The following is a 14581-nucleotide window of genomic DNA, read 5'->3' as shown; positions in this document are numbered from 1 at the left end:
CGGATGCCACATCCGCGCCCTGTCCCTCGTGCCGATCTCTCGAATGTGAGCGCTCACACGCCCACGTGCGTGGCGAGCGTCACCGGGGCCGGTGGTGTCGCCCTCCAACAGGCCTGATCAGCGCTTGAACAAGCGCGGTGCCAGGTCGATGAGGTTCTTCTGCCACACGTCCCAGCCGTGCGGCCCGGGGGTGACCCCGTCGAACTCGTAGTGGATGCCGAGGTTGTCCATCGTGGTCAGTCCCGCCATGAACGACGGGTACACGAAGTCGGTCACGTCGCCGACGTACACGCGCAGCAGCTTGGTGCCGCTGTTGATCGCCGCCACGTCGACGCCGGTCCCGCCGCCGAACCCGGCCGAGAACGCCGCGATGTAGGCGAACCGGCCCGGGTGCGCCTTGAGCATCGTCATCGTCTGACCGCCACCCATCGAGAGGCCGGCGAGGGCCTGCCGCGACGGATCGCCGGAGACGTGGTAGCGGGCACGGACGGCCGGGTCGATGTTCTCCAACAGTTCCTTGTTGAAGTCGGGCACGTTGCCGTTGCTCATCACGACCACCATCGGCACCAGGTTGCCGTCAAGGGAGTGGTTGTCGAGGATCTGCTTGGCGCGTCCCATCTCGACCCAGTCCGTGTGGTTCTGGCCGCCACCGTGCTGCAGGTAGAAGACGGGGTACGGCTCGGCACGGTTCGGGTCGTAGCCGGGCGGGGTCCAGACCAAGGCGGTCCGGTCCTGGTTCGTCACGTTGCTCCGGTACGTCAGGCTCTCGACCTTCCCGCCCTGACCGGCGGGAACGTCCGTGAGCATGCGTGCCCTCTCACCCGGGACGAGGAAGGTGCTCCAGGTGGGCTCGGTGGTCACCTTCGTCGGGTTCGACGCGTCCTTGACCGCGACCCGGTCCACGATGAGCCGGTAGTAGTAGAACCACGGTTCCAGCGGACCCACGGTCGCCCGCCACCGGTCACCCTCACGGGACAGCGGGACCCGCAACCAGCTCCCGCCGGGAGCGATGTTCGCCCACACCGTGACGTGCTTGGCGTCCTTGAAGTCCGTCGTGGTCTCGAAGGTGACGAAACCGTCCTTCAGGAACGGCGTCGGCGTGGTGCCGGGCGCCGGCGGGTTGAACTCGCCCTTCAGCGGCCCGTGGCCGGCGCTCGGGCCGTGATCCGGCACCGCGCGGAACAGCCGCGGCACGAAGTCGATCAGGTTCTCCTGCCAGGCGGTCCAGTTCGCCCCGCCGTCGGGGTTGACCCCGTCGAACTCGTACTTGACCCGGGCGCGGTCCAGCGCCTTCGTCAGACGGACGGTCGCGTTGTACGCGGGATCGGTCACGTTCCCGGTGTACAGACGCAGCAGCTTGCCACCGGGGCGCGGTCCGGGACCGGGCTTACCAGCGGCGACCTCCGTGAGCAGGCCCGAGAACGAGCCGGCGTACGCGAACTGGCCCGGACCGGTCAGGGCGGCGCGCAACGCCTGCGACCCGCCCTCCGACACGCCGGCGATCGCCTGGTGCTCCCGGTCGCGATGGACGCGGTAGGCGTCTGCGACCGCCTTGCGGAGGTCCTTGAGCTCCTTGTCGTCGTCCGGTCCGCGACCGTCGGTGATCACGACCACCATCGGCTCCATGGAGCCCTGGACCGACAGGTTGTCGAGGATCTGCTTGGCCCGGCCGAGGTCGAGCCAGTCCGTGGCGCTCCTGTCCGTGCCGGACTGCAGGTACAACACCGGATACGGCTTGCCGCCCTTGGCCGCGTACCCCGGCGGGGTCCAGACCAGAGCCGACCGCTCCTCCTTCTTGACCCGGTAGGTCAGGGTCTCGACCTTGCCGCCCTGCCCCTCGGGCGCGTCCGCCAGCAGGCGCGCCGAGTCGCCCCGGACGAGGAAGGTGCTCCACAGGGGCTTGGACGCCACAGTGGTGCTGTTCGTCGGGTCCTTGAGAACCTTGGTGTCGTCACCCGTGACCTGGTAGTAGTACAGCCCCGGCTTGAGCGGGCCGAGGGTTCCCGTCCAGGCGGCGCCCCCGCGGGTCAGGCCGTACTCCACCCAGGTGGAGGAGGGGCCGAAGTTCCCCTCGATGACGACCTGGGACACCTGGCCCATGCCGGCCTGGACATCCGCCGCCGGGACGCTGAACGACACGTAGCCGTCGTCCGAGACGGTCAGCCACGGCGTGGCCGCCGCAGCCGGCCGCGGCGCGAGTAACACCGCCGCGAGCGCCATGACTCCGGCGACGAGCGCCGCCGAGAGCCGGCGTGCGCCCAAGGGACGCATCCTGCCGTGATACAGTAACGTCATACCGAAACTCCTTTGATGGTCGGCAGCGGGTGGGGCCGCTCAGCCGACCTAGTTTCTCGGTGAGTGTGACGCGGTTTATGTGTGTGTCTGCACCTCCGTCTGTCGCTGTTTTCGTGTATTCCTGAACGCCCAGGTGCACCTGATCCGTGCACCTGGGGTCGGGCGTCAGGCTCTTGTGGCGATCTTCGATGTTGCGGTGACCTTCGGTGGCGCGGTGGAGCCACGGGCCACCAGGCGGGTCGGAAGCAGTATCTGGCGGGGGCCCTCCCAGTCGCCGGTCACCAGCGACTTCAACATGTGGGCGGCCTCGTATCCGAGGCGGTACATCGACTGGTCCACCGTGGTGAGCGCCGGCTCGGCCAACGCCGACTCCGGAATGTTGTCGAATCCGACCACCGACAGGTCGCCGGGCACGTCGAGCCCCAGTTCCTTCGCGACCTCCAGGACCTTCAGGGCCATCCCGTCGCTCGCCGCGAAGATCGCCGTCGGCCGGTCCGGCCTCTCCAGCAACGCGCGCGCCAGCGGGATCGCGGACTCGGGATTGAAGTCCCCCCTGCCGATCAACGTCGGATCGGCCGGAACTCCCGCTTCGGCAAGCGCCCTTCGATAACCCTCCTCACGAGACCAGGCCGCCGCGAGGCTGGAGCGGCCCGCGATGAATCCGATACGCCGATGCCCCAGGCCGAGCAGATGCTCGACCACCTGGGTGGCGCCCGCGAGGTTGTCGGCCGTCACGGACGGCACCGTCGAGTCCCTCACCGGATCGATGACCACGACCGGAGTGCTGCTCCGCACCTCACCCCAGGGCGTGACCACGATGCATCCGTCCGTGAGCGTGCCCGACAGGCGGGTCAGGTGCCGCTGCTCCCAGCCCTCGGAGTACGTCCCGTAGAGATCGCTGTTGGCATAGATGATCAGGTCGAAGCCGGACTGGCTCAGGGCCTCCATCACGCCCTTGAGCACCTCGGCCGTATAGGACTGGAAGCTGTGCGTCACCAGGCCCAGAACGTTGGTACGGCTGCGGCGCAGGCTGGTCGCCACGAGGCTCGACTCGTACCCCAGCCGTTCGATGGCCGAACGGACCTGTGCGATGGTGCTGGCGCTGACGCCGTAACGCCCGTTGACCACCCGCGACACCGTCGCGGTGGAGACGCCCGCGAGACGCGCCACGTCGCTCATCGTCACCGGCGTATCGCCGTCGGCCATGCCACCCTCTCTACATTGCAATCGTTATCGGTTACGTTTCCAACATTTAACGCGATAACGAAAGCCAAGACAAGACCCATTTCGGACTCGTAACACGCGGACCGGATGTCCGAAAAGGACATGCCCGGATCGCCCCGATCCCCCGCCCCACCTGCCGCGCCGTCATCTCGGCCGCGCGGTCGCCGACGGCACTTCCACGACGCTGACGGTGCCCGTGTAGGCCTTTCGGACCTCGGGGCGGTCGGCGTCGCCGGTGATGGCGAACGTTCCCGCGAGAGCGAGAGCATCGGAGGAGAAACCGACATGCACCTCAATATGTCCGGTTTCTACTGTGTAGTCCATGTTGCGGTCATAGAAACCAAGCTGGCCCGTCGGAAGGCGGAACCGTACGGCCGTCCGCCGCCCCGGACCAGCGCATACACGGGCGAAGCTCTTCAACTCGAGCACGGGCCGGGTGACCGTCGCCTGCGGATCCCGGATGTAGAGCTGGACCACTTCCTCGCCTGCCCGGTCGCCCGTGTTGGCCACGGTGACCTCCACGGTGACGCTGTCCCCGGCGGTCACCTCGGCGCGGTCCAGCGTGACGTTCTCGACGACGAACGGGGCGTACCCGAGCCCGTGGCCGAAGGGGTACCGCGGACTGACGGGCGAGTCGACGTAGTCGCCGTGCCAGTGCGACCGTCCCCCGGACACCTTGTGCCCGTAGAAGACGGGTATCTGGCCCACGGAGCGCGGGTAGGAGATGGGCAGCTTCCCGCTCGGGTTCACCTCGCCGAGCAGAACCTCGGCGATCGCCCGTGCCCCGGTCTGCCCGGGCAGCCAGGCCATGAGCACCGCGGCGCACTCCTCGTGCAGGAAGTCGCCGCCGACCGGCCTGCCGGCGACGAGCACCGCCACCACGGGGGTGCCGGTGGCGACGACGGCACGGACCAGGTCCTCCTGGACACCGGGCAGTTCCAGGCTGGACCGGTCCCTCGACTCTCCCGTCGTGGCCCGGGTCGTCAGCCCCGAACGGTCTCCCAGGACCAGCACCGCGACGTCGGCGGCCGCGGCGGCCGCGACCGCCTCGTCGAACCCGTCCCTCGACGCGTCGATCACGTCGCACCCGTGCGCGTAGCGCACCCTGTCGCCCAGGCGAGCCGTGAGCTCGTCGCGCACCGTGGGCACCCCGTCCGTGCTCTCCTCGATCTCGAGGTCGTCCGGGACCGTCATCGTCTGGCCGAGCAGTCCCTTCCGCTCGCGCGCCTCCAACAGCGACTCGACGTGCGCCGCGAAGGAGTAGTCACCGAGCAGATGGCGCGCGCTGTCGGCGTTCGGCCCGATGAGGGCGACCGTTCCGGCGCCCGGCCGCAGCGGCAGGACGCCCTCGTTCTTGAGCAGGACGAGGCTGCGGCGAGCCGTCTCGAGCGCCACCTCCCGATGCCGCTCGGCGTCCACCGTCACCGCGACCGCGCTCTCGTCGACGTAGGGGTTCTCGAACAGGCCCAGCTCGAACTTGTGCCGCAGAACCCGTGCGACCGCTTCGTTCAGTTCCCCTTCGCTGACCTGACCGGCGTCCAGGGCGTGTGCCAGCGCGTCCGCGTACGCGTCCGTCGCCGGAAGCTCGACGTCGGTGCCCGCGCCGAGCGCCGTGGCCGCCGCCTGCCGCTTGTCCTCGGCGAAGTGGTGATACGAATGGAGATCGTCGACGGCGAAGTAGTCCGACACGACGGTGCCCGTGAAGCCCCACTCCCGGCGGAGGACATCGGTGAGAAGCTCATGGTTGGCGTGGCAGGGAATGCCGTCCAGTTCGTGGTAGCCGGCCATCACCGACTGAAGGCCCGCCTCGCGGACCGCCGCCTCGAACGGATACAGATACACCTCCCGCAGCAGACGAGGCGGCAGGTGCGCCGGAGCCCAGTTCAACCCGCCCTCGGACGCCCCGTAGCCGACGAAGTGCTTGGCCGTCGCGATGACGCCCTCCGCCGGAGAGTCGCCCTGCAGACCCCGGACGAACGCCACGCCCATGCGGGCCACCAGATACGGGTCCTCGCCGTAGGTCTCCTCCGTCCGGCCCCACCGCGGGTCCCGCACCACGTCCAGCACCGGTGAGAGCCCCTGGTGGCTTCCCATCGCGCGCATCTGCGCACGGACCGCGTCCGCCAGCCGCCGGTTGAGCTCCGGCTCCCAGGTGCTCGCGACCCCGATCGCCTGGGGGAAGATGGTCGCCTCGCGCGCCATCAGGCCGGAGCACACTTCCTCGTGCACGATCGCCGGAATCCCCAGCCGGGTCCGCGTCACCAGAAACCGCTGGATCGCGTTCGCCACCCGCGCCACCTGTACGGCCTTGAGATTGGTGGCTCCGGCGACCCGGGTCACGTGTCCCAAGCCGTGCCGCAGGACCGTCCGTGCCCGCTCCTCCGAATACCGGCCGCCGTCCAGCACCGAGAACGCCCAGACGCTGCCCAGCTGCGCGAGCTTCTCCTCCCGGGTCATCCGCGCGAGCAGATCCGCCACACGCTCCCCTAGGGGAGCGGCCCGATCGGTGTAAATCGCCCCGGACTCCACAGTGGTCACCCGATCACCCCAATCCGTTCTTGCAAACGTAATCGGTAACGTTTACAACGTCACCGTCGCCGATCACAATGACTTTGTCCAGAGCTCACATCAGGGCGCCTGAGGTCATGCGCTTCACCTGCGGAAGGGAACCCGGAGTGCACATCATTAGGTATCGGCGGCATGCCGACCCCCGCCCGCACATCGCGGTGGTGGATGACGGCGTCCTGTCCACCCTGCCGGTGGCCGGCATGTTCGAGCTTCTCCAGCACCGGAAGGAGGAGATCGAACGGATGTGCGCCGACGCCACCCCGGACGGCCTGCTCAGCGAGGTGCGTCTACTCGCCCCCGTGGACGGCGCCACGGAGGTCTGGGCCTCGGGCGTCACCTACCTGCGCTCCCGGGACGCCCGAGTTGAGGAGAGCGCGCTCAAATCGGTCTACGAACTGGTCTATGACGCCGAGCGTCCCGAGTTGTTCTTCAAGTCGCCCGCCTGGCGAGTGGTCGTCGACGGCGAACCCGTCGCCATCCGCTCCGATTCGGCGCTCAACGTGCCCGAGCCCGAGCTGGCGCTCGTGGTGAACCGGTTCGAGGAGATCGTCGGCTACGTCGTCTGCAACGACATGAGCTCACGGTCGGTGGAGGGCGAGAACCCGCTCTACCTGCCGCAGGCCAAGACGTACGCCGGCGCGTGCGCCCTGTCCTCCGGCATCAGGCCCGCATGGGAGGTCGATCCCGCCGACCTCGCCATCCGCATGACGGTCGCCCGCGAGGGCGCCGTCGTCTGGGACGGCACGACCTCCACCAGCCAGATCAGGCGCCCGTTCACCCAGCTGACGGCCTACCTGTTCCACTCCGAGAACCATCCCCACGGGGTCGTGCTCTCCACCGGGACCGGCCTCGTGCCCGAACTCGACTTCCGGTTGCACGCGGGCGACCTGATCAGCGTGTCGATCGAGGAGGTCGGAGAGCTCCGCAACCAGGTCGTCGTGGGCAAGGACCACTTCGGCTTCCTGACGCCTCCCTGAGACACGGCTGACGCCGGGCGCTTCCGGCCGGGCAGGGCGAGATCGGTAACCTGGCACTGCCGGGAAGCACACTTCCGGGTGACAGGAGGCGCGTGGACGCGAGCACGGCGGAGTTGGCCCAGCTGACCCTTCAGCTGGAGCATGCCGTGGACAAGCTGCGTGGCATCCCCGTCGGCGTCGAGCTCGTGGACGACAACGAGCTCGTCCAGCAGCGGATCATGGAGGCGGTGCACACCGCTCGCGAGCTGCGCGCCATGCACCCGGTGGGCTCGACGGACAAGGGGCGCCAGGAGCAGAGGAGCAGGCGCAGGGTGCTCGACGCCCTGCAGCGTGGCATGGAGATGCGCACCATCGTCCACGCGAGCGTGCTGGACGATCCCGGCAAGGCGGCGCGCATCAGGGAGCTGCACTCCTCCGGCGATCTGCACCGTGTGGTCGACGAGCCGATCCAGCAACTGCTCGTCTTCGACCGTGCCGTGGCGTTCGTACGGACGACTCCCGTCGCCTACTCGCCGGGCGCTCTTCTGATCAGGCACCCGACCTTGATCACCATGCTCGTCGACCTGTTCGAGCACATGTGGCACAAGGCCAGGGACGTCACCGAGCCGGTGCAGCGACTGACCGCGCGCGAGCGCGAGGTGCTCGAACTGATCGCGGAAGGGCGTTCCAACAGCGCCGTGGCCCGCGCGCTGTCGATCACGGAGGCCGCCGTCGGCAAGCACGTCGCCAGTGTGTTCGCCAAGCTCGAGCTGCCGGCGACCGATGACGTCAACCGGCGGGTGCTGGCGGTGCTCGCCTATCTGCGCGGCACGGCGAGGTAGTGCCAGGCATACCTCGTTCTCGGCTTGGCCCCCATGCGTCCGCGATGTCGCGTCGACTTCAATGGATCACATGCAACGAATGACTGGATTGCTGGTCGGCGCGGTGTTCGGCGCGGTATTCGTGATCGTCAACGCGCAGGATCCGCTCCATCCCGTGGCCGTGAACCTGTTGAAAGCGGCCGCCTGCCTGGCGGCCGCGGGCGTCCTGGCCATGTGGTTCGTCGCCGCCCGGAGGGAACGGCCGGCCGAGGGGCCGCGGCGGCCGATGTTCGGCCGCGGCTACCTGATCGTCGTCGCCGCCGAGGTGGTCCTGCTCATCGGCGGAATCCGGGTTCTGGCGATGCTGGGGCGTCCCGAGGAGACCAACGTGGCCTGGGTGGCGTTGGTGGTCGGCGTTCACTTCATCGCACTCGCCCCGATCTGGAAGGAGTGGGCCATCGCCGCACCCGGTGTGCTCCTGTCCGTGCTCGGCGTCGTCGGTCTTGTCCTGGCCTCGACCGCCGCCGTCACCTGGGTGCCGCTCGTCAGCGGAGTGCTGTCCGGACTGGTGCTGCTGACCGGCGCCGTCGCCTTCGGCTGGCGTGCCGTGACAGCTCACGGCGTTCTGACCGGGGAGGCCGCCTCCGAGGTGGGATCCCCGCGGAGTGGGGCGACGTCGCTCTGAAAGCGGGACATCCCGCGCAGGAAGACGGTCGCCATCGGCACGGCGAACCCGGCGACCGCGCCGATCAGCAGCAGCGTCGGGCGGCCGATCGCCGCGCCGGCCGGACCGGTCAGTGTCAGGCCGAGGGGCGTCACGACCGAGGCGGCCAGCCAGTCGACGGAGGTGACCCGGGCGAGGCGCTCCGGCGGGATCTCCCTCTGGAGGTTCACCACCCACTGCACGGCGAAGATCTCCAACCCGAGACCCGCGGCGATGTAGCACGCGTACACGAACTCCGGCGACACCGGCCAGGCGAGCGCGAGCGGCACGACGCCGTAGAGGGCGAGTCCGGTGATCGCGGCCAGTCCCGGCCGGGCGGGTCTCCACCTCATGCCGATCAGCCCGCCCGCCAGGCCCCCGACCGACAGCAGGGCGAGGGCGGTTCCGTACACGGCGTCGCCGCCGAAGGCCTCACGGGAGACGAGGGGCAACAAGACCTGCGCCGGCGCGATCGTGAGCATCTGCTGGAGCGCGACGGCGATGATGACCCCCAGGATCCACCGTCGCCGTGAGACCTCCGCGAGGCCCTCGCCGATCTCCCGTACGGCCGACGCCCGCGGCCCCGGCCTGACGACGGGTTCGCGCAGCGGCAGGAGAAGGACGAGACCGAGCAGGTAGGCCGTCAGCACGGCGAGGAATCCGATTCGGGCGGACCACGCCGTCACGACGTACGCGCCGAGACCGGGCCCGATGACGGCGCCGAGCCGCCAGGAGACGGCGGTCAGCGCCGCGCCGGCCGGACGCTGGGCGGGGGTGAGCACGGATGACAGGCACGCCTGGTAGGCGGGCCGGTGGAACGCCTCCGCCGCTCCGACGAGGAAGACCAGGAGCCCGAGGAGCCAGGTGGAGGTGCCGCCGGGCAACCCGACGGCGGCCACACAGCATTGGAAACCCAGCGAGGCGACCATCACCGTACGGCGCGGCAGCCGATCCGCCCACAGCCCGCCGAGCAACGCGAACACGATGATCGCGATCCACCGGCAGGTGAAGATCACGCCGACGGTCGAGGCCGTGCCGCCCGCGTCGAGGGCCGCGATGGTGATCGTGACCGGGAAGATCTGGTCGGCCGCCACCGACATCGTGAAGCTGAGCCACAGCATGCGGAATTCGCGATTGCGCGCCAGAGAACCGTCCGCGAAACGAGCCGGAACCATGAGCTTTCGCGAGCGACTGCGCATGGTAAGCAATGAATCCCGATCGAGCGGAACCCGCAAGACGACGATCGGCTACCGTGCCACGACGAGCCCCTTCAGGCTCCCGGCGCTTCGAGCACCCGCTTCAGCCTGGTGAGGTCGGCCTGCACGAGGCCCGCGTCGCGGGCGAAGTCCTCGTCGCTCACGCCCGGAAGGCGGCGCAGGGTGAACACCACCTCGCAGCCCTCGCCGTCGGGGATGACCCGCATCGGGTTGTGGACGACCTCGCCCGAGGGCAGCGTGACCTCATGGTCGAGGACGCCGTAGGTGTTGCGCTCCACGAAGGCGAAGCCGACCCGTCCCGACGGCGTCTCCACGAACCACTGCCCGTCGGCGTTCTCCACCGCCTCGCCGAGCCCGGGCGCCCAGACGGGGAGATTCGCCGGGTCCGACGCGTAGTCGTAGACCTCGTCCGCCGGCCGGTCGATCCGCTCGCTGATGTGTCTTGATTCCGACGCCATGCACGCCAGTATTCCGGCAACGGCATTCCGGCAGGGCCGGCGCCGACGCGGGTCACCAGGGAAGGCGGCCCCGGGCGTCGAAGTAGCCCCCGGTCGGGCCGTCCGGGCCCAGCCGCGCCATGCGGACGATGATCTCGGCGCCCTCCTCGACGGTCTGCGTGCCCGTGCGCCCGTTCAGGTCCGTGGCGGTGTATCCGGGCTCCACCGCGTTGATCCGCATGTTCGGGAACGCCTTCGCGTACTGGACCGTGATCATGTTGACCGCGCTCTTCGACGCGGGGTAGGCGATTCCCGGGTACGCGTACGCCGGCGAGCCGGGGGTCGTGGCGCCGGAGAGCGAGGCCAGGCCGCTGCTGACGTTGACCACGACCGGCGCGGCGGACCGCTCGAGCAGCGGCAGGAACGCGTGGGTGACGCGCACCAGGCCGAAGACGTTCGTTTCGAACACGCGCCGCATCATGTCGGCGGTGGTCCCCGCGGCGCCGGTGACCGCGTTCGTCTCGGTGCGCTCCTCGATGCCGGCGTTGTTGACCAGCACGTCCAGTCCGCCGTCCGCCTCGACGGTCTTCGCGGCGGCGGCCACGGACGCGTCGTCGGTGACGTCGAGGAGGACCCAGCGCGCGCCCAGCCGTTCGGCGGCCCGGCGCCCGCGCCCGGCGTCCCGGCTGCCGACGTAGACGGTGTGACCCGCCTCGACGAGCCGGCGGGCCGTCTCGAAGCCGAGTCCCTTGTTCGCTCCGGTGATCAGTGTCGTCGTCATGTCTCCAGGGTCCGCCCCGGCCGTACGGCCGGCCAGCGCCCTCCGCTTCCTGGGACTCCCGGTACCAGGAAGGACCGCGCCCGGCGGTGCAGACTTGGGTGCATGGCGACGACGGAGTTCGGCGGAGCGCTGCGCCGCTGGCGCGACCGCGCCTCGCCCGAGGCCGCCGGGCTGCCAGGCGGCGGGCACCGGCGCGCGGCCGGACTGCGCCGGGAGGAGCTGGCCATGCTGGCCGGGATCTCGGTCGACTACGTCACGCGGCTCGAACAGGGCCGTGCGTCCCACCCGTCCGCGCAGGTCGTCGAGGCCCTGGCGCGGGCTCTGCGGTTGTCCGGCACCGAACGCGCGCACCTGTTCCGGCTGGCCGGGCTGGCGCCGCCCGGCCCGGAGACGGTGTCGGCGTACGTCACCCCCGGCGTGCAGCGGATGCTCGACCGGCTGGCCGGCACACCCGTCGCGGTCTACGACGCGTGCTGGACCCTGCTCATCGCGAACCCGCCGTACGCCGCGCTGATGGGCGATCCGTCCGGGTGGCGCGGCGACCAGCGCAACGCGGTGTGGCGGCATTTCCTCGGGCCCGGCAGCCGGGCCCGGCACACCCCGGAGTCGCTGCGGGCGTTCGAGACGGCCCTGGTCGCCGACCTGCGCGCGACCCGCGACCGCTACCCGGCCGACCAGCGGCTGCGGCGGCTGGTCGCGGATCTGCGCGCTAACAGCGACAGGTTCGCCGAGCTGTGGGACTCCGGCGCCGTCGGCCGGCACCAGTCCGGGCGCAAGACCATCGACCATCCGGACGTCGGCCCCTTGACCCTGGACTGCGACGTGCTCACGGTGACGGGCAGCGATCTGCGCATCATGGTCTACACCGCGGAGCCCGGGACCGAGGACGCCGAGCGCCTCGCGCTGCTCACCGTGCTCGGCACCCAGTCACTCGCCGGGTGACGCCGGCACGCCGGAGCTCCGAAAGTTTTCGGGCGCGCTAGCAACCGCCAGCCGGGCAGTTCGCCGATTTCGTTGTCGCGAGGACCGAAACATTTAGAGCCATATGCGCGACTCGCCGTTAGACTGCGCCTTGTGACCGTTGTCGACGAGCCGTCCGCATCAGAACCAGAACCGCTGACCCTCGCGCAGCTCGCCGAGCTCGCCGGAGTGTCCAAGGCGACGGTCTCCAAGGTGGTGAACGGCCGCTCCGCGGTGGCGCCGGAGACCCGCGCGATGATCGAGGGCCTCATCCGGGAGCACGGCTTCCGCAGGCAGCGACGGCGTTCCAGCCCCGCGGCCGTGCTGGAGCTGGTCTTCCACGAACTGGCGGGCGACTACCCGACCGAGATCGTCCGGGGCGTCGGGCAGGTCGCGCGCGAGCACCACCTGGCCGTGGCGATCTCCGAGCTGCAGGGCAGCCACACCCCCGGCGGCGACTGGCTGGAGGACGTGCTCATGCGCCGCCCCACCGGCGTCATCGCGGTCTTCTCCGACCTGACCGGCCTGCAGCGGGAACGGCTCGCCATCCGCAAGATCCCCCTCGTCCTCCTGGACCCGACGGGCGACCCCGGCCACCGGACCCCCTCCGTGGGCGCGGGCAACTGGAACGGCGGGCTCAGCGCCACCCGCCATCTGCTGGAGCTGGGCCACCGGCGGATCGCCATCATCACCGGGCCGTCGCACGCGTTGTCCAGCCGGGCCCGTCTCGACGGGTACCGCGCGGCGCTAGACACCGCCGGCGTGCCCGTCGACCCGGACCTCATCTGCCCGGGTGACTACCAGATCGAGGACGGCCTGACGCACACGCACCGCCTGCTGCGCCTGCCGAACCCGCCCACCGCCGTCTTCGCCTCCAACGACGGCCAGGCCATCGGCGTCTACCACGCGGCTCATCAGATGGGGCTGCGCATCCCGGAGGACCTCAGCGTCATCGGTTTCGACGACATGCCCCCGGTGCGCTGGGCCATCCCGCCGCTGACCACGATCCACCAGCCGCTGAGCGAGATGGCCGCGGCGGCCGCCAGGATGCTGGTGACGCTCGCCAGAGGCGAACCCCTCCCCCACAACCGTCAGGAGTTCGCCACGGCTCTCGTCGTACGCGGCAGCACCGCGCCGCCGAAGCGGTAGCCCGTCGGAGCCTCCGGCGCGGGCGGGGGCCGCCCTTGGTCCCCGCCCGCACCGGAGGCGATCCTCGCCAGGAAGAGGGTCAGGGGCTGGTGCAGGTGACGGACGGGGTGGCCGCGCTGCCGTTGGCGGTGAAGCCGAAGGTGGTGGACGAGCCGGCCGCGATGGAGCCGTTGTAGGGGGCGTTGCGGACCGTCACGGAGGAGCCGGACCCGCTCTGCTCGCCGTTCCACACGCTGCTGATGGTCTGCCCGCCCGGCCAGGTCCACTTCACGGTCCAGCCGTTCACCGGCGCGCTGCCCGCCCGCACGGTCACCGTCGACTGGAACCCGCCCGGCCAGCTGTTGGTCGTCTCGATCGTCGCCGAACACGCCCCGGTCACCGGAGACGGCGTCGAGGACGGGCTGGTACGCGGGGACGGGCTGGTGTTCGGGCTCGTGTTCGGGGACGGGCTGGTGTTCGGAGACGGGCTGGTGTTCGGGGTGGCGGCGTTGAGTGCGTTGAGGACGGAGGTGTAGGCCTGCTTCTTGTTGAAGTTGCCGTCGAACAGCAGCGGGGTGTCGCCGCTGCGCCAGGACCATTTGTCGGTGATGCCCCACACGGTGATGCCGGTGCAGCGGGGCACGGCCAGGCAGGCCTGGGTGACGCGGCGGTAGGCGTCGGCCTGGGTGGAGCCGGAGCCGCCGACGTCGAGCTCGGTGATCTGGACGTCGACGCCGAGGGCGGCGAACTGGGCGATGTTCTGCTGGTAGTTGGAGGGCGGGTTGCCGAAGTGCGACTGCAGGCCGACGCAGTCGATGGGCACGCCGCGGGCCTTGAAGTCCTTGACCATGTTGTAGACGCCGCGGGTCTTGTTGGCGTTGGCGTCGTCGATGTTGTAGTCGTTGTAGCAGAGCTTGACGTTGGGGTCGGCGGCCCGGGCGGCGCGGAAGGCCTCCTCGATGAAGCCGTTGCCGAGTTTCTGGGTGAAGATCGAGCTGCGCAGGCTGCCGACGGCGCCGCCGTCGGCGAAGGCCTCGTTGACCACGTCCCAGGCGTAGACCTTGCCCTTGTAGTGGTTCATGACCTGGGTGATGTGGCTGGTCATGGCCGAGCGCAGGTCGCTGGCCGACATGTTGGAGTTGACGTAGCCGGGCAGCTGGGCGTGCCAGACGAGGGTGTGGCCGCGGACCTTCATGCCCTTGCTGAGGGCGTGGTTGACGATCTGGTCGGCGGGTCCCCAGTTGAACGAGCCGCGGGAGGGCTCGATCGGGCCCCATTTCATTTCGTTTTCCGCGGTGACCGAGTTGAACTCCCGGTCCCAGGTGGCCACGTAGGTCGAGTCGTTCATGTGGCCGGCCGCGATCGCGGTGCCGAAGTAACGGCCGCTTTGGGCGGCGGCCGCGCCCAGCGTGCCGGCGGCGGCGCCCGCGGGCGTGGTCGCCGCCAGCGCGGTGACCGCGCCGAGTACGCCGAGAGCGCCGGCGACCAGCA

Annotated in this window: 12 protein-coding genes; 5 read left to right on the top strand and 7 right to left on the bottom strand. The window is 70.0% G+C overall.

What is annotated here, in order from left to right; genetic code table 11:
• Nucleotides 1-117 precede the first annotated feature (117 nt).
• The 3 genes from AB0J39_RS03450 to AB0J39_RS03440 form a co-directional block, all read right to left on the bottom strand.
• Entirely contained in the window at nt 118-2295 is a 2178-nt protein-coding gene (locus tag AB0J39_RS03450) for an alpha/beta hydrolase-fold protein (protein WP_363461369.1), read from the bottom strand.
• Between the two features lie 165 nt (nt 2296-2460).
• On the bottom strand, nt 2461-3501 hold the full coding sequence (locus tag AB0J39_RS03445; RefSeq protein WP_363461367.1) for a LacI family DNA-binding transcriptional regulator: 1041 nt from the start codon (nt 3499-3501) through the stop codon (nt 2461-2463).
• Between the two features lie 162 nt (nt 3502-3663).
• Nucleotides 3664-5997: a glycoside hydrolase family 3 N-terminal domain-containing protein gene (locus AB0J39_RS03440; protein ID WP_363461365.1), complete on the bottom strand. Its 2334-nt coding sequence runs from the start codon at nt 5995-5997 to the stop codon at nt 3664-3666.
• Nucleotides 5998-6194: 197 nt separating this feature from the next.
• Here AB0J39_RS03440 and AB0J39_RS03435 point away from each other — a divergent pair, with 197 nt between their 5' ends.
• The 3 genes from AB0J39_RS03435 (at nt 6195) to AB0J39_RS03425 (ending at nt 8549) form a co-directional block, all read left to right on the top strand.
• On the top strand, nt 6195-7064 hold the full coding sequence (locus tag AB0J39_RS03435) for a fumarylacetoacetate hydrolase family protein (RefSeq protein WP_363461363.1): 870 nt from the start codon (nt 6195-6197) through the stop codon (nt 7062-7064).
• A 92-nt stretch (nt 7065-7156) separates the two neighbouring features.
• Nucleotides 7157-7885, top strand: a complete 729-nt coding sequence (locus AB0J39_RS03430) for a LuxR C-terminal-related transcriptional regulator (protein WP_363461361.1) — start codon at nt 7157-7159, stop codon at nt 7883-7885.
• Nucleotides 7886-7964: 79 nt separating this feature from the next.
• A complete protein-coding gene (locus AB0J39_RS03425) occupies nt 7965-8549 on the top strand; it encodes a hypothetical protein (RefSeq protein ID WP_363461359.1) in 585 nt (194 codons plus the stop codon).
• Here the strand turns inward: AB0J39_RS03425 and AB0J39_RS03420 are convergent.
• The 3 genes from AB0J39_RS03420 to AB0J39_RS03410 all read right to left on the bottom strand — a co-directional run bounded on the left by AB0J39_RS03420 (nt 8480) and on the right by AB0J39_RS03410 (nt 11002).
• Nucleotides 8480-9742, bottom strand: a complete 1263-nt coding sequence (locus AB0J39_RS03420; protein ID WP_363461357.1) for an MFS transporter — start codon at nt 9740-9742, stop codon at nt 8480-8482. The genes AB0J39_RS03425 and AB0J39_RS03420 overlap by 70 nt on opposite strands.
• Nucleotides 9743-9837: 95 nt before the next feature.
• On the bottom strand, nt 9838-10242 hold the full coding sequence (locus tag AB0J39_RS03415) for an SRPBCC family protein (protein ID WP_363461355.1): 405 nt from the start codon (nt 10240-10242) through the stop codon (nt 9838-9840).
• Between the two features lie 52 nt (nt 10243-10294).
• Nucleotides 10295-11002 (bottom strand): SDR family NAD(P)-dependent oxidoreductase, encoded by a 708-nt coding sequence (locus AB0J39_RS03410; RefSeq protein ID WP_363461353.1) that lies wholly within the window; start codon nt 11000-11002, stop codon nt 10295-10297.
• Nucleotides 11003-11104: 102 nt separating this feature from the next.
• Here AB0J39_RS03410 and AB0J39_RS03405 point away from each other — a divergent pair, with 102 nt between their 5' ends.
• Nucleotides 11105-11944, top strand: a complete 840-nt coding sequence (locus tag AB0J39_RS03405; protein WP_363461351.1) for a helix-turn-helix transcriptional regulator — start codon at nt 11105-11107, stop codon at nt 11942-11944.
• A gap of 132 nt (nt 11945-12076) precedes the next feature.
• On the top strand, nt 12077-13111 hold the full coding sequence (locus AB0J39_RS03400) for a LacI family DNA-binding transcriptional regulator (protein WP_363461349.1): 1035 nt from the start codon (nt 12077-12079) through the stop codon (nt 13109-13111).
• A gap of 79 nt (nt 13112-13190) precedes the next feature.
• On the opposite strand, the gene AB0J39_RS03395 is transcribed toward AB0J39_RS03400, so the two are convergent.
• A partial coding sequence (locus AB0J39_RS03395) for an endo-1,4-beta-xylanase (protein WP_363461347.1) occupies nt 13191-14581 on the bottom strand: 1391 nt, incomplete at its 5' end.

The sequence above is a fragment of the Microbispora sp. NPDC049633 genome (assembly GCF_040675265.1).
Taxonomy (GTDB): domain Bacteria; phylum Actinomycetota; class Actinomycetes; order Streptosporangiales; family Streptosporangiaceae; genus Microbispora; species Microbispora maris.
This window is presented reverse-complemented; position numbering and strand designations above follow the sequence as displayed.